This window comes from Vogesella sp. (genome assembly GCF_046297735.1).
GTDB lineage: Bacteria > Pseudomonadota > Gammaproteobacteria > Burkholderiales > Chromobacteriaceae > Vogesella > Vogesella urethralis.
The window spans coordinates 87,096-104,780 of sequence record NZ_JBKBHK010000010.1; the positions used below are offsets into that span (position 1 = coordinate 87,096).

The 17,685-nt window shown below is 63.7% G+C and carries 20 protein-coding genes; 4 read left to right on the forward strand and 16 right to left on the reverse strand.

The features are described 5' to 3' along the window. The first annotated feature begins 6 nt into the window (after positions 1-6). Both ACK4FZ_RS12905 and ACK4FZ_RS12910 read left to right on the forward strand, forming a co-directional pair. A complete protein-coding gene (locus ACK4FZ_RS12905) occupies positions 7-3,135 on the forward strand; it encodes an efflux RND transporter permease subunit (protein ID WP_409821508.1) in 3,129 nt (1,042 codons plus the stop codon). Then, the gene (locus ACK4FZ_RS12910; protein WP_409821510.1) at positions 3,125-4,504 is read left to right on the forward strand and encodes an efflux transporter outer membrane subunit; all 1,380 of its coding nucleotides are present in this window, start codon (positions 3,125-3,127) and stop codon (positions 4,502-4,504) included. Before ACK4FZ_RS12905 ends, ACK4FZ_RS12910 begins: the two co-directional genes overlap by 11 nt. 159 nt (positions 4,505-4,663) lie before the next feature. On the opposite strand, the gene ACK4FZ_RS12915 is transcribed toward ACK4FZ_RS12910, so the two are convergent. The 8 genes from ACK4FZ_RS12915 to dapC form a co-directional block, all read right to left on the reverse strand. After that, positions 4,664-5,452 carry a VacJ family lipoprotein gene (locus ACK4FZ_RS12915; protein ID WP_409821512.1) on the reverse strand — a complete coding sequence of 263 codons (789 nt, stop codon included), beginning with the start codon at positions 5,450-5,452 and terminating at the stop codon, positions 4,664-4,666. Further along, positions 5,449-5,751, reverse strand: a complete 303-nt coding sequence (locus ACK4FZ_RS12920) for a lipid asymmetry maintenance protein MlaB (protein ID WP_409821514.1) — start codon at positions 5,749-5,751, stop codon at positions 5,449-5,451. Before ACK4FZ_RS12920 ends, ACK4FZ_RS12915 begins: the two co-directional genes overlap by 4 nt. Continuing rightward, positions 5,748-6,359: a phospholipid-binding protein MlaC gene (locus ACK4FZ_RS12925; RefSeq protein ID WP_409821516.1), complete on the reverse strand. Its 612-nt coding sequence runs from the start codon at positions 6,357-6,359 to the stop codon at positions 5,748-5,750. Before ACK4FZ_RS12925 ends, ACK4FZ_RS12920 begins: the two co-directional genes overlap by 4 nt. A gap of 30 nt (positions 6,360-6,389) precedes the next feature. Continuing rightward, positions 6,390-6,875 (reverse strand): outer membrane lipid asymmetry maintenance protein MlaD, encoded by a 486-nt coding sequence (gene mlaD, locus ACK4FZ_RS12930; RefSeq protein WP_409821518.1) that lies wholly within the window; start codon positions 6,873-6,875, stop codon positions 6,390-6,392. A gap of 11 nt (positions 6,876-6,886) precedes the next feature. Then, the gene (mlaE, locus tag ACK4FZ_RS12935; RefSeq protein ID WP_409821519.1) at positions 6,887-7,669 is read right to left on the reverse strand and encodes a lipid asymmetry maintenance ABC transporter permease subunit MlaE; all 783 of its coding nucleotides are present in this window, start codon (positions 7,667-7,669) and stop codon (positions 6,887-6,889) included. Beyond that, positions 7,666-8,481: an ABC transporter ATP-binding protein gene (locus tag ACK4FZ_RS12940; protein ID WP_409821521.1), complete on the reverse strand. Its 816-nt coding sequence runs from the start codon at positions 8,479-8,481 to the stop codon at positions 7,666-7,668. The genes mlaE and ACK4FZ_RS12940 overlap by 4 nt, the downstream gene beginning before the upstream one ends. 186 nt (positions 8,482-8,667) lie before the next feature. After that, the gene (gene dapD / locus ACK4FZ_RS12945) at positions 8,668-9,489 is read right to left on the reverse strand and encodes a 2,3,4,5-tetrahydropyridine-2,6-dicarboxylate N-succinyltransferase (RefSeq protein ID WP_206210824.1); all 822 of its coding nucleotides are present in this window, start codon (positions 9,487-9,489) and stop codon (positions 8,668-8,670) included. Positions 9,490-9,542: 53 nt separating this feature from the next. After that, complete coding sequence (gene dapC / locus ACK4FZ_RS12950) at positions 9,543-10,733, reverse strand: succinyldiaminopimelate transaminase (RefSeq protein WP_409821523.1); 1,191 nt, start codon at positions 10,731-10,733, stop codon at positions 9,543-9,545. A gap of 47 nt (positions 10,734-10,780) precedes the next feature. On the opposite strand from dapC, the gene ACK4FZ_RS12955 reads away from it, so the two are divergent. Further along, on the forward strand, positions 10,781-11,692 hold the full coding sequence (locus tag ACK4FZ_RS12955; protein WP_409821524.1) for a DMT family transporter: 912 nt from the start codon (positions 10,781-10,783) through the stop codon (positions 11,690-11,692). Positions 11,693-11,745: 53 nt separating this feature from the next. Then, positions 11,746-12,078 (forward strand): hypothetical protein, encoded by a 333-nt coding sequence (locus tag ACK4FZ_RS12960; protein WP_409821526.1) that lies wholly within the window; start codon positions 11,746-11,748, stop codon positions 12,076-12,078. Between the two features lie 14 nt (positions 12,079-12,092). Here ACK4FZ_RS12960 and ACK4FZ_RS12965 read toward each other — a convergent pair whose 3' ends face one another. The 8 genes from ACK4FZ_RS12965 to ACK4FZ_RS13000 all read right to left on the reverse strand — a co-directional run bounded on the left by ACK4FZ_RS12965 (position 12,093) and on the right by ACK4FZ_RS13000 (position 17,648). Continuing rightward, positions 12,093-12,836, reverse strand: coding sequence for a substrate-binding periplasmic protein (locus tag ACK4FZ_RS12965; RefSeq protein ID WP_409821528.1), 744 nt, complete (start codon positions 12,834-12,836; stop codon positions 12,093-12,095). Continuing rightward, a complete protein-coding gene (locus tag ACK4FZ_RS12970) occupies positions 12,833-13,375 on the reverse strand; it encodes a hypothetical protein (RefSeq protein WP_409821531.1) in 543 nt (180 codons plus the stop codon). The genes ACK4FZ_RS12965 and ACK4FZ_RS12970 overlap by 4 nt, the downstream gene beginning before the upstream one ends. 29 nt (positions 13,376-13,404) lie before the next feature. Continuing rightward, entirely contained in the window at positions 13,405-13,608 is a 204-nt protein-coding gene (locus ACK4FZ_RS12975; protein WP_017510314.1) for a SlyX family protein, read from the reverse strand. Positions 13,609-13,663: 55 nt separating this feature from the next. Then, positions 13,664-14,977 carry a Na+/H+ antiporter family protein gene (locus ACK4FZ_RS12980; protein WP_409821534.1) on the reverse strand — a complete coding sequence of 438 codons (1,314 nt, stop codon included), beginning with the start codon at positions 14,975-14,977 and terminating at the stop codon, positions 13,664-13,666. A gap of 172 nt (positions 14,978-15,149) precedes the next feature. Beyond that, positions 15,150-15,608 (reverse strand): glycine zipper 2TM domain-containing protein, encoded by a 459-nt coding sequence (locus ACK4FZ_RS12985; RefSeq protein WP_409821536.1) that lies wholly within the window; start codon positions 15,606-15,608, stop codon positions 15,150-15,152. A 108-nt stretch (positions 15,609-15,716) separates the two neighbouring features. Next, entirely contained in the window at positions 15,717-16,112 is a 396-nt protein-coding gene (locus ACK4FZ_RS12990; RefSeq protein WP_409821537.1) for an acyl-CoA thioesterase, read from the reverse strand. 117 nt (positions 16,113-16,229) lie between these two features. Further along, positions 16,230-16,727: a putative quinol monooxygenase gene (locus tag ACK4FZ_RS12995; RefSeq protein WP_409821539.1), complete on the reverse strand. Its 498-nt coding sequence runs from the start codon at positions 16,725-16,727 to the stop codon at positions 16,230-16,232. Between the two features lie 117 nt (positions 16,728-16,844). Further along, entirely contained in the window at positions 16,845-17,648 is an 804-nt protein-coding gene (locus tag ACK4FZ_RS13000; RefSeq protein ID WP_409821541.1) for a class I SAM-dependent methyltransferase, read from the reverse strand. Positions 17,649-17,685: the final 37 nt, after the last annotated feature.

Genomic DNA, 17,685 nt, shown 5'->3' on the forward strand with positions numbered 1-17,685 from the left:
CACACCATGTTCTCAGCCTTTTTCGTACGCCGGCCTATCTTTGCCAGCGTGATCTCCATCGTTATCCTGCTCGCCGGTTTTTTTGGCATGCGGGCGCTGCCGGTGGAACAATATCCGCAGATCGTACCGCCGTCGGTAGCGGTAACGGCTTTTTACCCAGGGGCTTCGGCCGAGGTGGTGGCCGATACGGTGGCGTCACCGCTGGAGCAAGCCATCAACGGCGTGGACGATATGCTGTACCTGCAGTCCACCAGCTCGGGTAATGGCCGCCTGACGGTGACGGTGACCTTCAAGATCGGTACCAACCCTGACCAGGCCACCATCAACGTTAATAACCGTGTGCAGTCAGCGCTGTCCTCGCTACCGGAAGAGGTGCGGCGCCAGGGCGTCAACGTCAGCAAGCAAGCCGCGACCTTCCTGCAGGTAATTTCGCTGTACTCGCCGGACAAGCGCTTCGACACCCTTTTCATGAGCAACTACGCGCTGCTTAACGTGGTAGACGAGCTCAAGCGCATCCCGGGCGTGGGCCAGGTGACCAACTTTGCCGGCCAGGATTACGCCATGCGTATCTGGCTGCGCCCGGACCGTCTGTCGCAGCTGAACCTCACCCCGGGTGATGTGGCACAGGCTATCCGCGAGCAGAACGCGCAGTTTGCAGCAGGCAAAATTGGCGGTACGCCGGTAGCCGGTACCAAGCCCGACTTTACCTACACCATTACCACCCAGGGCCGTTTCAGCGAGGTGTCCGAGTTCGAGAACATCATTGTGCGCAGCGGCAGTGGCGGGCAGCAAGTTCGCCTGAAGGACGTGGCAAGGGTAGAGCTGGGCGCGCTGTCGTATGACTTCTCCGGCCTGCATAACGGTCGCCCGACCATCCCGATCGGTATCAACCTGGCACCGGGTGCCAACCAGCTGGACACCGCCAAGGCGGTACAGCAGCGCATGGACGAGTTGGCCGCGCGTTTCCCGCAAGGTCTGTCTTACGCCATCCCGTACGACACCACCCGCTTTGTGGAAGTGTCTATCAACGAGGTGATTGCCACGCTGGCCGAGGCCATGGTGCTGGTGTTTGCCGTGGTGTACCTGTTCCTGCAGAACTGGCGCGCCACGCTGATTCCGGGCCTGGCGGTGCCGGTATCGATTGTGGGCACCTTCGCCGGTATGTATCTGTTCGGCTACTCCATCAACACGCTGACGCTGTTCGGCATGGTGCTGGCCATCGGTATCGTGGTGGATGACGCCATCGTGGTACTGGAAAACGTCGAACGCATCATGATGCAGGAAGGCAAACCGCCGTACGAAGCCACCCTGCAAGCGATGAAGGAAGTCAGCGGCCCGGTGGTCGCCATCGTGCTGGTGTTGTGCTCGGTGTTCATTCCGGTCGCGTTCCTGGGCGGTATTGCCGGCCAGATGTACAAGCAGTTCGCCATCACCATCGCCATCTCGGTGACCATCTCGGGCATCGTGGCGCTGACGCTGACCCCGGCGCTGTGCGCGCTGATGCTCAAACCCGAGCACCAGCACAGCAACCGCTTCTTTGAAGGCTTCAACCGCTTCTTCGACCGCATGACCACCAGCTACGGCAACGGCGTATCGTTCCTGATCCGTCGCAGCCTGCTGGCGCTGGCGATGTTCGGCGTGCTGATCGGCGCGTCGGTGTGGCTGTTCAAGCTGATTCCGTCGTCGCTGGCGCCGGAAGAGGACCAAGGCTACATCATCGCGGCCACCATCCTGCCCGACGGCGCGGCCATCAACCGCACCCAGGACGTGATGAACCGCTTCGACAAGCAGATTGCGGCCAACCCGGCGGTGAAAGACGTGATGAGCTTTGCCGGCTTCGACATTCTGTCCGGTACCAACCGCAGCAATACCGGCGTGACCTTCATCACGCTGAAGCCGTGGGACGAGCGCAAGGCCCCCGAGCTGTCGGCACAAGCGGTGGTAGGCGACGTGTTCCAGAAAGGCATGATGGTGCCGGAAGGCCTGGTGCTGGCGTTCAACCCGCCGCCGATCTCCGGCATGTCGTCTACCGGCGGTTTCGAGGCCTACCTGCAAAGCCGTAACGGTGCCAGCAGTGCCGAACTGGCACAGCAGGCGCAGAAGCTGATGATGGCCGCTGCCAAGCGCCCGGAACTGGCCGGCGTGCAGACCACATTCTCGGCCAACGTGCCGCAGCTGAACGTGCAGCTGGACCGCGACAAAGCCAAGGCGCTGGGCGTGGCAGTCAGCGATGTGTTCGACGCGATGAGCAGTACTTTCGGTTCGCTGTACGTTAACGACTTCAGCAAGTTCGGTCGCATCTTTACCGTACAGCTGCAGTCGGAAGCCGACTTCCGCGACAGCGTGGAAGACCTGCGTAATGTGTTCGTGCGTGGCCAGAACGGGCAGATGATTCCGCTGACTAGCCTGGTGACCATCGAGCAGCGTACCGGCCCCGAAGTGGTGGACCGCTACAACGCCTTCCCGGCCGCCAAGTTTGTTGGTGGCCCAGCCCCGGGCTACAGTTCGGGCGAGGCGCTGATCGCGATGGAGCGGCTGGCCAAGGAAGTGCTGCCGGACGGCTACACCCTGGCGTGGACCGGCTCGGCGTTCCAGGAAAAATCCACCGGCGGTTCGTCGGCCATGGTGTTCGTGGTCGGCATGTTGATGGTGTTCCTGATCCTGTCGGCGCAGTACGAGCGCTGGACGCTGCCGTTTGCGGTACTGACCGCGGTGCCGTTTGCCGTGTTTGGTGCACTGCTGGCCACCTGGCTGCGCGGTCTGGAGAACGATGTTTACTTCCAGGTAGCGCTGGTGACGCTGATCGGTCTGGCGGCCAAGAACGCCATCCTGATTGTCGAGTTTGCCGTGATCAAGATGGAAGAAGGCATGGGCCTGGCCGAAGCGGCTATTGATGCCGCCAAGCTGCGCTTCCGCCCCATCGTGATGACCTCGCTGGCCTTCATTCTGGGTTGTGTGCCGCTGGCCATTTCCAGCGGTGCCGGTTCTGCCAGCCGCCACGCCATCGGTACTGGCGTGATCGGCGGTATGCTGGCGGCCACCTTCATTGCTGCCCTGTTCATCCCGCTGTTCTTCAAGCTGATCATGCAGATGTCGCAGGGCAAGGCCGCCAAAGGAGAAAAACATGACGCTTAAGCAAGCCTTGATGCCGCTGCTGGTAGCGGCCGCGCTGTCGGCTTGCGCCGTTGGCCCCGATTACCAGCGGCCCGGCCTGGCGCTACCGCAAGGCAGCGAGCAGGCGCAGGTGGACGCGCACTGGTGGCGCCAGTTTGGCGACGCCACGCTGAACCGCCTGATCGCCGACGCACAGCAATACAACCGCGACCTGCAGCAAACCGCAGCCCGCGTGGACGAAGCGGCCGCCGCTGCCGGCGCCGCGCGCGCCAGCCAGCTGCCGCAGGTGAACGCCAGCTTGTCCGGCGCCCGTGCGCAAACCTCGCGCTACAGTAGCGGGGCCGGCGCGCTGGGTGAAAACTACAGCGGTGGACTGTCGGCCAGCTGGGAGCTGGACCTGTGGGGCAAGGAAGCCCGCAAGCGCGAGGCGGCCAACGCCGACCTGGCGCAAAGCCGGCGCCTGCTGGACGCGGCACGCCAGTCGCTGAGCGCCCAGGTGGCTAGCACCTACTTCCAGTTGCTGAGCTACGACGCGCAGCTGGCGGCGGTACAAGCCACGCTGCAGGGCCGCGAGGAAAGCCTCACCCTGCGCAAGAAGCGCTTTAACGGTGGCATGACCTCCGAGCTGGAGCTGAAGCAGGCCGAAGCCGAAGCCGCTGCTGCCCGTGCCGCGGTGCCGCGCCTGCGTCAGGCAGTGGTGCAGACCGAGCACGCGCTGGCAGTGCTGACCGGCACCAACCCGCGCGAGCTGGTACAGCCGGTGGCCCGCGGCAAGACGCTGGAGGCGTTGACGGTGCCGCCGCAGGTGCCGTCCGGCCTGCCGTCCGATCTGCTGCTGCGCCGCCCGGATGTGGCCGCTGCCGAGGCGCAGCTGGTCGCCGCCAACGCCCGTATCGGCGTGGCGCGCGCGGCTTACTTCCCCAGCATTGGCCTGTCGGCAGGCCTGGGCAGCGCCAGCTTCGAGCTGTCCAAGCTGTTTACCGGCCCGGCACAAACCTGGAACTACGCGGCCAACCTGGCGGCGCCCATCTTTAATAACGGCGAAATCAGCGCCGGCGTAGACGCGGCCAACGCGCGCCAGAAGCAGGCGCTGGCCGCCTACGAGAAGGCGGTGCAGTCGGCGTTTGCCGATACGCTGGACGCGCTGTCGGCCGTACGTACCTCGCAAGAGGCCGAAACCGCCCAGGGCCAGCAGCTGGCTGCCATGCGCGAGGCACTGCGTCTGGCGCGCCTGCGTTACGACGCCGGCTACAGCAGCTACCTGGAGGTGCTGGACGCCGAGCGCAGCGTGTTCCAGCTGGAGCAGTCGCTGTCGGACGCCCGTCTGGCGCGCCTGAACGCGGTGGTCAGCCTGTACAGCGCCCTGGGGGGCGGCTGGCAGCCGGGCTAAGCCGCCTTTCCCGTCGAGATCGCCCGTCAGGCAGGTGCCAGACGGGCGTTTTTCATGGCGGGTTCAGCGTGATGGGTGCCGTACGGGAGGGGGATGCAGCAGTTGACAGTAAAAGAAAACCGCCCGGTAAACGGGCGGTTTTTTGTGCCTATTACCGGTTTACAGGCCGGGGGCGCTGGCTTGTGGTGCCGAGGCGGGTTGCTCGGCCACCGGGGCAGAGGCATCGTCCGGTACCAGGTCGTCGATATTGTCGTCGTCCGGATTGGACTGACTGGCAGGGGGCGTAAAACCGGTTCGCGCATTGCGGTACTGCAGGTAGGCGTCACGCATGTAGCTGTAGCGGTCCAGTGCGGCTTGGTCGAAGGTTTCGTCTAGCCCCAGCAGCTTTTCACGGCTCACCACGCCGTAGGCGATGGTGGCTGCGGCTGCGTCGCGGTTTTCCTGGAATACCCACGAGCCGCTGCTGTAGCCGAATGACAGCCCCATGCCGGTACCGTCACGGATGGTGCTGGGCCCCAGCAGCGGCAGCACCAGGTAGCTGCTTTGCTTCCAGCCGTAGTGGGCGAAGGTGTCACCCAGCGTGGCCTTGTAGCTGGGCAAGCCCATCGGGGTGGCCAGGTCGATCAGGCCGAACAGGCCGAAGGTGCTGTTGATCGATACGCGCAGCAAGTCGGTGGCAGATTTCTTGCCTTCCAGCTGGATGGCGTGGTTGGCCAGGCTGTACACGTCGCGCAAGTTGTCGAACACATTGCCGACAGCGGTGCGTACCGGCTGCGGCGTGATGAAGCGGTAGCCTTCGGCTACCGGCTTCAGCACGTACTGGTCGGCTTTGTCGTTGAAGCTGAACACGGCACGGTTCATCGGTTCCAGCGGGTCTTGCGGGTTGCCACCGGTGCTGGCACAGGCTGTCAGCACGCAGCAGCTGATGATCAGCAAAGGCTTGTTCACGGCTTGGCCTCCTCGGCAAGCCCGAGCAGCGGTGCCAGCTCGTACAACTCGGCCAGCACGCGCAGGCTGTCGGGCACATGGTGCAATTGCAGCGTGCCCCCTTGTTGCTGCTGATGACGCAGGGCGTTCAGCAGCAGGGCGACGGCGGCGGAATCCACCTTGCCCAGCCCGGACAGGTCCAGGCTGGCGTTACCCCCTTGCAGGGCAGTGCTCAGCTGGGCCTGCAGCGCGGCGGCGGTGTCCATGCCGACATCACCGCTCAGCGCGAACTGGCCCGGGGCAACGGTGCGCAGTGTCATGCCGGTTTGCCTTTTTCGTTCTTGTCTTTCAGCAGCTTGATCAGGCCGTCCACGCCGTTCTTGCGGATTTCTTCGCCGAACTGGTTGCGGTAGATGGTAACCAGGCTGGCACCTTCCACACTGACGTTAAAAATTTTCCAGCCTTGGTTGCCCCGGTACAGGGTGTAGTCGACCATTACGTTTTTCTTGTCGCCGCTGCCCGGCAGGGTGACTTCGGACTTCACTACCGCCTCACGGCCGTTGTTGTTGAGCTGCGCGTTCGGCTTGACGTCGATCTGCGCGTTCTTGAAGCGGGTCATGGTGGAGGAGTAGGTGCGCACCAGCAGGGTCTGGAACTGCTCGGCCAGCTGGGTTTGCTGCGCCGGGGTGGCACCGCGCCAGTCTTTGCCTACCGCCAGCGCGGTCATGCGGATGAAGTCGAACTGCGGTACCACCAGGTCTTCCACTTGTTTGCGGATCTGGTTGGTGTTCTTGCCGGTGTCTTTCTTCAGCAGTTCGAGCGCGGATTGCGAGGTAGTGCTGATCACGTCCACCGGGTTATCGGAAGCGGCGAGGGCGGTGCTGCTGAGGCCCAGCATCAGCATCAGGGTGGTGAACAGTTTTTTCATGATGTGCGTCTTTCTCTGGAGAGGTCTGGTTTATTCGGTTTGAGCCGGGGCGTCTTGGGCGCCTTTTTCGGCAAAGCTGGTCATGAATTTGCCGATCAGCTGCTCCAGCACCAGGGCAGAGGAGGTTAGGCTGATGCGGTCGCCGCTGGCCAGGTTGTCGGGGTCACCGCCTTGGGTGAGGCCGATGTATTGTTCGCCCAGCAGGCCAGCGGTGAGGATCTCGGCACTGGTGTCACGGCTGAACTGGTACTGTTTATCCAGCGTCAGCGTGGCGCGCGCCACGTAGCGTTTGGTATCCAGTTCGATGTTGCTGACGCGGCCAACCACCACGCCGGAAGACTTCACCGGCGCTTTCACTTTCAGGCCGCCGATATTGTCGAACTCGGCCACCAAAGTATAGGTATCGGCGTTGCTTTGCGGGGTAAGGTTGGCCACCTTCAGCGACAGGAAGGCGATAGCTGCCAGGCCTATGGCCACAAACAGGCCTACCCATAAATCAATCGTAGAACGTTTCATTGTGCAGTTTCCTAGAACATGAAGGCGGTCAGGACGAAGTCCAGCGCCAGGATGACCAGTGCCGAGGTCACCACGGTACGAGTAGTGGCAGACGATACGCCGGCCGCCGTGGGCGTGGCGTCGTAGCCTTCAAAGACGGCGATCAGCGTCACGGCCATGCCGAAGAACACGCTCTTGATCAGGCCATTGATCACGTCGTAATGCAGGTCGACGTTGTTCTGCATCTGCGACCAGAAAGTGCCGGCGTCCAGGCCGATCATTTCCACGCCCACCAGATAGCCGCCGAAGATGCCCATCACGTTGAACAGCGCGGCCAGAATGGGCATGGAAATCACGCCGGCCCAGAAGCGCGGCGCCACCACGCGGGCGATGGGGTTCACCGCCATCACGCTCATGGCTTCCAGCTGTTCGGTGGCCTTCATCAGGCCGATTTCGGCGGTCATGGCGCTACCGGAGCGGCTGGCAAACAGCAGGGCGGCCAACACCGGGCCCAACTCGCGCAGCAGCGACAGCGCCACCAGCGCGCCCAGTGCGTCGGCCGAGCCGAAGCGGGCCAGGGTGTTGTAGCCCTGCAGGCCCAGCACCATGCCCACAAACAGGCCGGACACCACGATGATGATCAGCGACAGCACGCCGGCGTAGTAGATCTCGCGGATGGTGAGATGGAAGCGCAGCAGGCTTTGGCCGGAGTTCAGCACGATGGCCACGAAGAAGCGGCTGATGAAGCCCAGTCGCCACAGCGCGTTGATGGTGGCAGCGCCCAGGCGGCGGAACGGAGACAGCAGGGCGTTCATGCGCGCACCTCCTTCAGGCCGAAGGCGTCGGCCAGGGTATTGCCGGCCGGGTAGGCAAAGTGTACCGGGCCGTCGGCCTCGCCTTGCACGAACTGCTGTACCCACGGCGAGTCGGAGTGGCGCACTTCATCCGGCGTACCTTCGGCGGCGATGCGGCCGCTGGCCACGAAGTAGACGTAATCGACGATCTCCAGCGATTTGTGCACGTCGTGGGTCACCATGATCGACGAGGTGCCCAGCGCGTCGTTCAGCTTTTTGATCAGCAGGGCGATGGTGCCCAGCGAGATCGGGTCCAGGCCGGTGAACGGTTCGTCGTACAGCATGATCTGCGGGTCCAGCGCGATGGCGCGGGCTAGTGCGATGCGGCGTGCCATGCCGCCGGACAGCTCTGCCGGCATCAGGCTTTCGGTGCCGCGCAGGCCGACGGCGCTGAGCTTCATCAGCACCAGGTCGCGGATAAGGCTTTCCGGTAGCCGGGTATGCTCGCGGATGGGGAAGGCGACGTTGTCGAACACCGACAGATCGGTGAACAGGGCGCCAAACTGGAACAGCATGCCCATCCGGCGGCGATGCTGGTACAGCGCCTGGTTGCCCATGCGGCCAACGTCCTGGCCATCCACCAGTACCTGCCCCTGCTGGGCGCGTACCTGGCCGGAGATCAGCCGCAGCAGCGTGGTTTTGCCGCTGCCGCTGCCGCCCATGATGGCCACCAGCTTGCCGCGGGGGATGGTAAGGGAGATGTCCTGCAGTATCGGCCGGTCGCCGTAGGCAAAGCTGACGTTTTTGAGCTCGATGAAACTGTCGGAAGACACGATCAGGGATTGTCCTGTGAAATCAAGAAGAAACAGGGAGCCGACTGTTGCCGACTCCCTGTGGGCATTTTATCTGCCTTGTGTGCAGTGCGCAAAATGCCAGCGCGCTTTTTTTGTGTAGAAATTGTTACCGTGCGTGATTAATACAGCGCTGAAAACTATCGATAACAAGACCTTAAAAAAAGCTTAGACGCCGCGCAGCAGTTCGTTGATGCTGGTTTTGCTGCGGGTTTGCGCGTCCACTTTCTTGACGATCACGGCGCAGTACAGGCTGTGGCTGCCATCCTTGGACGGCAGGTTGCCGGACACTACCACCGAGCCCGGCGGGATGCGGCCGTAGCTGATTTCGCCGGTTTCGCGGTCGTAGATCTTGGTGGACTGGCCGATGTACACGCCCATCGAGATCACCGAGCCTTCACCGACGATCACGCCTTCTACCACCTCGGAGCGGGCGCCGATGAAGCAGTTGTCTTCGATGATGGTGGGGTTGGCCTGCAGCGGCTCCAGCACGCCACCGATGCCGACACCGCCGGACAGGTGCACGTTCTTGCCGATCTGGGCGCAGCTGCCTACGGTGGCCCAGGTGTCGACCATGGTGCCTTCATCGACGTAGGCGCCGATGTTGACGTAGGACGGCATCAGCACCGTGTTTTTGGCGACGAAGCTGCCTTTACGAGCCACGGCGCCCGGTACGGCGCGGAAGCCGGCTTGCTGGAAGCGTTCCTGGTTCCAGTCGGCAAACTTGGTGTCCACCTTGTCGAAGTAACGGCTCACGCCGTCATCCAGCAGCACGTTGTCGCGAATGCGGAACGACAGCAGCACGGCCTTCTTCACCCACTGGTGTACGACCCAGTCGCCGTCGATTTTCTCGGCCACGCGCAGGTGGCCGTTGTCCAGTTCTTCGATCACTTGTTCCACGGCGGCTTTCAGTTCGGCCGATACGGTAGCCGGGGTAATGTCGGCGCGGTTTTCGAAGGCTTGTTCGATGATGGGCTGGATCGGGTGCATATGGTTCAGTCCTTGGGCGATATGGATGGTAGTCATGGTTCTCGATGTCGTGTTCAGTGGTGTTTTTTTACGAAGCGGACGATGCGCTGTGCCGCTTCTTCGCATTCGGCTTGCGTGGCCACCAGGGCCAGGCGGATACGGCCGGCGCCGGGGTTCACGCCGTGGGCGTCGCGGGCCAGGTAACTGCCGGGCAGCACGGTGATGTGTTCTTCGGCAAACAGCTGGCGCGCAAACGCGGCGTCGTCACCGCCGGGCACTTCGGCCCACAGGTAGAAGCTGGCGTCGGGGCGCGCCACGTTCAGTACCTGTGCCAAAGACGGGGTGACCGCGTCAAACTTGGCAGTATACGCTGAGCGGTTGGCCGCGACATGGTCTTCGTCTTGCCAGGCGGCAATGCTGGCCTGCTGGATGGTCTGGCTCATCGCGCTGCCATGGTAGGTACGGTACAGCAGGAATTTTTCCAGGATGCGCGCGTCGCCGGCCACAAAACCCGAGCGCAGGCCCGGCGCATTGCTGCGTTTGGACAGGCTGGTGAACATCACCAGACGCTCGTAGCCGCGGCCCAGCTGGCGTGCGGCTTCTAGCCCGCCCAGCGGCGGCGTGTCGAAGTAGATCTCGCTGTAGCATTCGTCGCTGGCAATGATAAAACCGTAGCGGTCGGACAGCGAGAACAGTGTGTTCCAGTCATCCAGCGACATCACCGCCCCGGTCGGGTTGCCGGGGCTGCACACTACCACTACCTGCGTACGCTGCCACACGGCTTCCGGTACGGCCGCCCAGTCCGGCTGGTAGCCGTTGGCCGCCAGGCAGTTCACGTAATACGGTTCGGCGCCGGCCAGTAGCGCGGCGCCTTCGTAGATCTGGTAGAACGGGTTGGGCGAAATCAGCACCGGCTTGTCGCTGCCGCGCGGGTCGATCACCGCTTGCACAAACGAAAACAGCGCTTCGCGGCTGCCGCACACCGGCAGGATTTCGCGGGCAGCATCCACGGCAATGCCGTAACGGCGCTGCAGCCAGTCGGCGCAGGCGCTGCGCAGCGCGTCGCTGCCCAGCGTGGCCGGGTAAGCGGCCAGGCCGTCCAGGTTGGCCATCAGCGCTTGCTTGACCACGTCCGGCGTCGGGTGTTTGGGTTCGCCGATGGACAGATTGATGTGCCGCAGGTCGGCGGGCGGCGTCACGCCGGCCAGCAGGCCGCGCAAACGCTGGAACGGGTAGGGCTGCAACAGATCGAGGTGGGGGTTCAACGCCGTTTCCTTGCAATGCAACAAAAGGACAATAGTAAGAAAGGCTTATGGATTTTGTAAAACAAAAGCTGTTGGCGGTGAGCTGTGCGCTGACCACGGCATTGGTGTGGGGCCTGATGTGGTACCCGTTCCGCGTATTGCACGAGGCCGGCTTTTCCACGGCGGCTACTTCGCTGACCGTGTATCTGGTGTCGGCCTGTCTGGGTGTATTCGTGTTCCGCGACGTCTTCCGGCGGCAGTTTCGCTTCGACCGGGTGCTGATTCCGCTGACTTTGCTCTATGGCTGGTGCAATTTCAGCTATACGTGGGCGGTATCGGAAGGGCAGGTCATGCGCGTGCTGCTGCTGTTTTATCTGTCGCCGCTATGGACGGTACTGTTTTCGCGCCTGCTGTTGCGCGAGCGGCTAAGCCCGGTGGGCTGGGGCGTGGTGGCGCTGTCGCTGTTGGGCTGTATCACCATCCTGTACCGCCCCGACATTCTGCAAGGTGGCTTGCTGCAAAGCCGTGCCGACTGGCTGGCGCTGTCCGGCGGCATCAGTTTTGCGCTGGGTAATGTGCTGTCCAAGCGCGCCAGCAGCCTGCCGGTGCCGGTGAAGTCGGCGTCGGTGTGGCTGGGGGTGGCCGGCTGCGGGTTGGCTTCGCTGCTGTGGCGCGGCCAACTGGGGGCCGAGCTGGCGCTGATCGACGTGCCCATCCTGCTGATGATCGTGGTGCTGGGCGTGACGCTGCTGTCTACCAGCATCATTTCGATGCACGGCCTGAGCATTTTGCCGGCGACGCAAATCATGACGCTGATGCTGATGGAGCTGGTGTTCGCGGCGCTATCGGCCTGGCTGCTGGCCGGCGAGCACATGCAGCTGCAGGAGTATATCGGCGGCGCGCTGATTGCCAGCGCCAGTTTGCTGTCCGGGCGCATCGTGGCCAAACCGCGCGCGCAGCCGACGCTGACCGGTGCGTAGCTGGCGCGCGCACTTACTGCCATAATCCGGCCACTTTTTTTCAGGCATACACGATGACGACTCCGGATCTCACTACCTTGCGCGCGGCGCTGTCGACGACGCTGGCCCAGCAATTGTGGCAGCAGCTGCAGGCTGCCGGCAGCGGCGGCTTGACGGCTGCCCGGCTGGCAGCCGCGTGTGGCGAGGGCGATGCGGTGATCGAAAGCCAGCTGCAGGCGATGCAGGCGGCCGGCTTGCTACAGCAGCAGGCGGGGGTGTTTGCGGCCAACCCGGCGGCGGTGGCCTTGCTGTCGGCTACCGTGTCGCCGCCGGTGCGCTCGGGTTTGCTGATCGGCCGCAAGAACATCGAAGCCGTGGTATCGCGCGACCGCAAGCGCCGCAGCTAAGCCGCTACGACGCGTTACTGTGCCAGTTGGTATTGCTGGATCAGCGCTGCCAGCTGGCCGTTCTTGCGCAGGGTTTGCAGGCCGTCGTTGAAGTCGGCCAGCAGTTGCTCGCCATCACTGAGTTCGCGGCGCAAGCCGACGTGCAGCGGCATCACCGAGAGAGGCGGGTCTTGCCAGCGGATGGCGTGGCGTTCGCTGGTGGTGAGTTTGCCCTGCAGGTGCCTGGCTAGCACCTTATCGATCAGCACCAGGTCCAGACGGCCGGCGGCCAACTTGCGCAGATTGGTCAGGTCATCGGCGGCCAGCTCTTGCTTCAGGCCGGCGCGATCGAACACGTCCGGGTTTTTGTAGCCGCGCACGGTACCAATGACCCGGGTACGCAGCGCACTCAGCGGCTCGGTGGCGACCGGCTTGTCTACCCGGCCGTAAAAGCCCATCACGGTATTCACCAGCGGCAGGCTGTAATGCAGGTATTCGGCACGGGCCGGCTCGTACCACACGGCCATCACGCCATCGAACTGCCCGGCCTTTACCTCGGCCATCAGCCTGGCCCACGGCCGGTAATGCAGCTGCAGCGTGTGGCCGTGCTTGGCCAGCGCGGCCCGGGTAATGGCCGCGACGACGCCATCGCCGGGTAATTGCGGCGAAAAGTACGGCGGGTAGTCGGTGCTGGCCAGGTTGACTACGCGCCCGGCGTAGGCCGTGCCACACAGCAGGGCAAGTGTCAGGGCCAGCAGCGCGGCGAGGCTGCGGGTCATTCGTCCCACGGCCACCAGGCCGGGGCCGGTTGCATGGCGCTGGCCGGGTACTGGGCAAACAGGTTGGCCGCCAGTCGGTGCGGGTGTTGCACGCTGTGCTCGTCCAGCCACTCGTCCAGTGCCTCGGTTTGTTCCTCGCGCCCCATCAGCCGGTACAGCAGCGCCCAGTCTTCGGGGCAGCACCACGGCAGACCGTCTGCCTCAAAGCGGGCGCTGGCGTCAAACGGCCAGCGGTAGCTGCCTTTTTCCAGCTTGATGGCCATGTCGGCGATCAGGTCGACGCTTAGGCCATCGCCCATATCGAAGCGGGCAAAGTGACGGGTGGCGTATTGCGGGTGCGGTGGTGGCGTGATGTCCTGGCCACGGGCGGCCAGCACGGCGCGTACGGCGGCAAAGTCGGCCGCGGTGGTGACGATGTCCAGGTCGCGCGGTTGTTCCACCAGGTCCAGGTGTTGCAGCAAGGTGCTGCCACCGATGGCCCAGCAGTAGCCAGCCAGCAGGGGTGCCAGCGAGCGGGCCAGTTGCAGGGGAGTACTCATGCTTAATCTTTCAGGTAAAGCGGGCCGGTTTAGTAGTGTGGCGGGATCTCGTCGCGCAGCGAGCGCTGCTCTTCCGGCTGGTTGCCGGCCTGCTGCATGCGGTACAGGTGGCGCAGCTGCTCTTGCAGCAGGTCGATCTGCTGTTGCTGGCGCGCGATGGTGAGGTTGAGCGTGTCCAGCAGGTCGTCCTGCAGGGCGACCTTGATTTCCAGCTCGGTGAGGCGCGATTCCATGGCGTGTTCCATCAATGTTTGACCGGCATTGTAACGCAGCCTCACCGCTTGCCGCTTACAGCACCATCGCCGCGACCCAGCCGGCGGCCAACAGCGGCAGGTTGTAGTGCAGGAAGGTGGGGATGACGGTATCGCGCATGTGGTCGTGCTGGCCGTCCACGTTCAGGCCGGAAGTCGGCCCCAGAGTGGAGTCGGACGCCGGCGAGCCGGCATCGCCCAGCGCGCCGGCCGTACCGATGATGGACACGGTGGCCAGCGGCGAAAAGCCCAGCTGCAGGCACAGCGGCACGTAGATGGCGGTCAGGATGGGCACGGTGGAAAACGACGAGCCGATGCCCATGGTGACCAGCAGGCCGACAAACAGCATGGCAAACGCCGCCGCGCCCCGGCTGTGGCCGAACAGCTCGGCCGACACTTGCACCAGCTCGCTGATCTTGCCGGTGGCCTGCAGCACTTCGGCAAAGCCCTGCGCGGTGATCATGATGAAGCCGATCATCGCCATCATCTTCATGCCGTCGCTGAACACGCTATCGGCGTCGCCCCATTTCACCACGCCACTGGCGATGAACAGCAGAAAGCCGGCCAGCGCGCCCAGCATCATCGAGTCGCTGTACAGCTGCACGCCAAACGCGGCGGCAATGGCAAACAGCGAGGTCAGCAGCGACTTGCGGCCAACCTTGGCGTGGGTGCGCTCGGTGTTTTCGATTTTGCCCAGGCTGTAGTGGCGCGGCTTACGGTAGCTGACAAACACCGCCAGCAGCAGGCCGGCCAGCATGCCGGCGGCCGGAATGGCCATGGCGTGCATCACGTTGACATCGGCCACGGGCATGCCGGCTTTTTCGATATTGCCCAGCAGAATCTGCTTCAGGAAGATTTCGCCAAAGCCCACCGGAAACAGCATGTACGGCGTGGTAAGGCCAAAGGTGATCACGCAGGCCACCAGCCGGCGGTCCAGCTGCAGGCGCGCCATCACGTACAGCAGCGGTGGCACCAGCAGCGGGATGAAGGCGATGTGGATGGGCACCAGGTTCTGGCTCATCACGCTTACCACCGCCAGCAGGCCGATCATCAGCCACTTCAGCTTGCTCTGGCGCTGGCTGTTTTGCAGCTGTTGCACCGCGGCGTCGGCCAGCGCGTGCGGCAGGCCGGATTTGGCGATGGCCACGGCAAACGCGCCCAGCAGGGCATAAGACAGGGCGACGGACGCACCGCCGGTAATGCCCTTGTTGAAGGCGGCCAGGGTTTGCGGCAGGTCCAGCCCGCCCAGCAGGCCGCCGGCCAGCGAGGCGACGATCAGGCTGATGACAACATGGGTACGTGCCAGCGACAGGGCCAGCATCAGGGTAATAGCGACAGGGATGGCAAGCATTTGTATATACAAAGTTATTGTTTTACAAGGAAAAAAGGCCGGCAGCCTACCCCGTGTTTGCCGGGCTGTCCAGTTGGCCGCACCCGCTGCCGTGCGCCACGCAGAATGCAAAACAGCCTCCGCGAGGGAGGCTGTGTGTTTGTCATCACCGGAACCGGTGACGGGGCAAGGCTTACATCGGCAGCACGCGTGCGGTACCGCCACCGGTAATTACCTTCACGCGCTGGCCCACGGTCAGTACCACGTCGGCTTCCTGCACAATGGACACGGTGCGGCCTTTTTCCAGCTGCACGGTCAGTTCGTAGGCGTTTTTGGTGTTGTTGCGTTGCACGGCTTCGCTGGCCAGGCCGCCCGCCATGGCGCCGACGATAGCGCCTGCTACCGCGCCGCTACCTTTGCCGATATTGCTACCGGCCAGGCCGCCCAGCGCAGTGCCGCCCAGGGTCAGCAGGTCGTTCTTGTCGCCTTCCATCTTCACGTTCTTGATGTCCAGGATCTTGCCGTATTCCACTTCGTGCATCTGGCGCATCTGGCCTTTGCTGTACACCTGGGCGGAATCGGAACTGGTAGCGCAGCCGGTGAGTGCGACCATGCTCAGCATGCCGGCGATCAGGATGTTTCTGGTTGTCATGGTATCTACTCCCCGAGAAAAACAGTTACGGCATTGGACCACATTCGTGGCCAACAGTTTGCGGTAACAGGGTAACGGTTTGTGACGGTTGATGACAGGGCAGTATGCTCAATCCTGCAGACGTGTTGCGAAATCTGCCGGAATGGCCGGGCGGCCGCGTTCGTTGATGGCGGTACCGACGATCAGGCCTTCCAGCACCACTTTGTTGTCGGCCAGGCGAATCACTTGCTGGCGGAAGCCGAAGCGCACCTTGGACACGGCCTCGTAGGCCACGGTGACGGCAAAGCGGTCGCCGCTGGTGAGCGAGCCTTTGTAGTCCAGCTCGGCGCGTACCACCACCAGGTTCACCTTGTCGCGCGCCAGCTGGGCGAAGTCGATGCCTTTTTCCAGCAGGAATTCATGGCGGGCGTGTTCCAGGTAGTTGAAGTAGACACCATTGTTGACGATGCCCTGCATGTCGCACTCGTAATCGCGGACTTTCATTTCCAGGGTAAAAACAGCCATCGGCGGGCTCCATAGGCAAGGGTTGCAAGGCGGCGCGGGCGGTCTGTGCCGCGTGGGCGCCGGACACGGGGAGGGCAGTGTAGCGCAGGGGGAGTCAGGGCGGGAGGTGTGGCCGCGTCAGCGGCGGCCGGGTAGCCAGCCGCGCTGTTGGCAGGCCTGCAGCCAGCGTTGCATGAGCAGCATGCCGCCGACGCCTGCCAGCAGGCCGTAACCGAGCGGCCAATAACGCTGCACCAGGGCGGCCAACACGCTGCCCAGCAGGATGCCGCTGATCAGGAAGGGCGGCAGGTTGTTGTTGGGCGCGGCGGGAGGCGGCGCCGGGTGCACTTCTTGCAGCGGCAGCACGGTAACCGGCCCGGCGCGAAAGCTGGCCAGCCACGGAGCCGCGTCCTGCATGTGCTCGCTGGCGTCGTGGGCGGCCAGGTCGGCGGCGCTGGCCCAGCTTTCGGTCAGCACGAAGCGGTCGTCCTGCCCGGGCACGCGGTGCAGCTGGTAGGCGAGGCAGCCCTTTTCTGCGCGTACTCTTGGCGCCAGCGCGGCAAAGGCCTGTACTTGCTCTTCGCCACGGCCGGGCAGGGTGTCGATCAGGATGGCGAGTTTGATGGGCGCAGGCATGGCATCACCGGATATGCTTTTTGAATGATGCGGCATTGTGGCATGGCATCGGCGATGGATAAAAGCACAAGGGCAAGCCGCAGGCTTGCCCTTGTTGCTGTCGTGGTGCGACAAAACTTAGTCGCGGCCAACAAAGTCCTGCGGCCGCAGCGCCTTGATCACGTACAGGTCGAAGCGGGTGGACTTGCCGTCCAGCACCACCGACGGCTTGACGCCTTCGATCGGTACGCCGCGCTGCGGGCGTTTCACCACCACGCGGCCGGTGGCGGCGGCGATGGCGGCGGCCAGCAGCGCAGCGCTGTCCATGTCGTCGCCAATCACGTGCTGGAAGGCCTGCATGCCTTTCTTGGCGGCAGCGCTTTTCTTGTCGGTATCGGGGAACATCGGGTCGACAAACACCACTTCCGGGCGTTGTTCCCATGGCAGTTCGGTCTGCTGTGCCAGCCAGTCGATGGCGTTGGTGTGGATCAGCGTCATGCGCGCGGCGATGTCCATGGTGTCCGGGTGCACGCTGGCGCGTTCCAGTGCGTCGAACAGCAACGCGGCGGCCACTGGCGAGCGTTCCAGCAGGGTGACCTCGCAGCCCAGCGTGGCCAGCACGAAACTGTCGCCGCCCAGACCAGCGGTAGCGTCGACGATGCGCGGCAGGTCTTTGGCGCCTTTCAGCCCCACCGCTTTGGCCACGGGTTGGCCGCGGCCGCCGCCTTGTTCGCGGCGGTGCTTGGCGGCGCCGGCAACAAACTCGGCGTACACCGCGCCGTGCTTGCCGGTGGTAAGCAGTTCCAGCCGTTCCGGCCCCAGCTCCAGCCAGTAGCCACTTTCCGGGCGCTGCTTTACCAGCGGTAGCGCAAAGCGTGCGGCCAACCTTTCGGCGGTGTCTCGGCGGGCGTTTTCGGCGCAGTACAGGGGCGTGGCGTGCATGGTTTTTCCTTTTTTGACGCGGCGAAGATACGGTATC

Bases quoted from the DNA above. Each gene is read 5' to 3' on its own strand.
- ACK4FZ_RS12990 (WP_409821537.1), bottom strand. From the start codon at position 16,112: ATGGCTGTTTTTACCCTGGAAATGAAAGTCCGCGATTACGAGTGCGAC.
- dapD (WP_206210824.1), bottom strand. From the start codon at position 9,489: ATGCACCCGATCCAGCCCATCATCGAACAAGCCTTCGAAAACCGCGCC.
- ACK4FZ_RS13000 (WP_409821541.1), bottom strand. From the start codon at position 17,648: ATGCACGCCACGCCCCTGTACTGCGCCGAAAACGCCCGCCGAGACACC.
- ACK4FZ_RS12965 (WP_409821528.1), bottom strand. From the start codon at position 12,836: ATGACCCGCAGCCTCGCCGCGCTGCTGGCCCTGACACTTGCCCTGCTG.
- ACK4FZ_RS12955 (WP_409821524.1), top strand. From the start codon at position 10,781: ATGGATTTTGTAAAACAAAAGCTGTTGGCGGTGAGCTGTGCGCTGACC.
- mlaD (WP_409821518.1), bottom strand. From the start codon at position 6,875: ATGAAACGTTCTACGATTGATTTATGGGTAGGCCTGTTTGTGGCCATA.
- ACK4FZ_RS12925 (WP_409821516.1), bottom strand. From the start codon at position 6,359: ATGAAAAAACTGTTCACCACCCTGATGCTGATGCTGGGCCTCAGCAGC.
- mlaE (WP_409821519.1), bottom strand. From the start codon at position 7,669: ATGAACGCCCTGCTGTCTCCGTTCCGCCGCCTGGGCGCTGCCACCATC.
- ACK4FZ_RS12920 (WP_409821514.1), bottom strand. From the start codon at position 5,751: ATGACACTGCGCACCGTTGCCCCGGGCCAGTTCGCGCTGAGCGGTGAT.
- ACK4FZ_RS12995 (WP_409821539.1), bottom strand. From the start codon at position 16,727: ATGCCTGCGCCCATCAAACTCGCCATCCTGATCGACACCCTGCCCGGC.
- ACK4FZ_RS12980 (WP_409821534.1), bottom strand. From the start codon at position 14,977: ATGCTTGCCATCCCTGTCGCTATTACCCTGATGCTGGCCCTGTCGCTG.
- ACK4FZ_RS12905 (WP_409821508.1), top strand. From the start codon at position 7: ATGTTCTCAGCCTTTTTCGTACGCCGGCCTATCTTTGCCAGCGTGATC.
- ACK4FZ_RS12910 (WP_409821510.1), top strand. From the start codon at position 3,125: ATGACGCTTAAGCAAGCCTTGATGCCGCTGCTGGTAGCGGCCGCGCTG.
- ACK4FZ_RS12970 (WP_409821531.1), bottom strand. From the start codon at position 13,375: ATGAGTACTCCCCTGCAACTGGCCCGCTCGCTGGCACCCCTGCTGGCT.
- ACK4FZ_RS12960 (WP_409821526.1), top strand. From the start codon at position 11,746: ATGACGACTCCGGATCTCACTACCTTGCGCGCGGCGCTGTCGACGACG.
- ACK4FZ_RS12985 (WP_409821536.1), bottom strand. From the start codon at position 15,608: ATGACAACCAGAAACATCCTGATCGCCGGCATGCTGAGCATGGTCGCA.
- ACK4FZ_RS12975 (WP_017510314.1), bottom strand. From the start codon at position 13,608: ATGGAATCGCGCCTCACCGAGCTGGAAATCAAGGTCGCCCTGCAGGAC.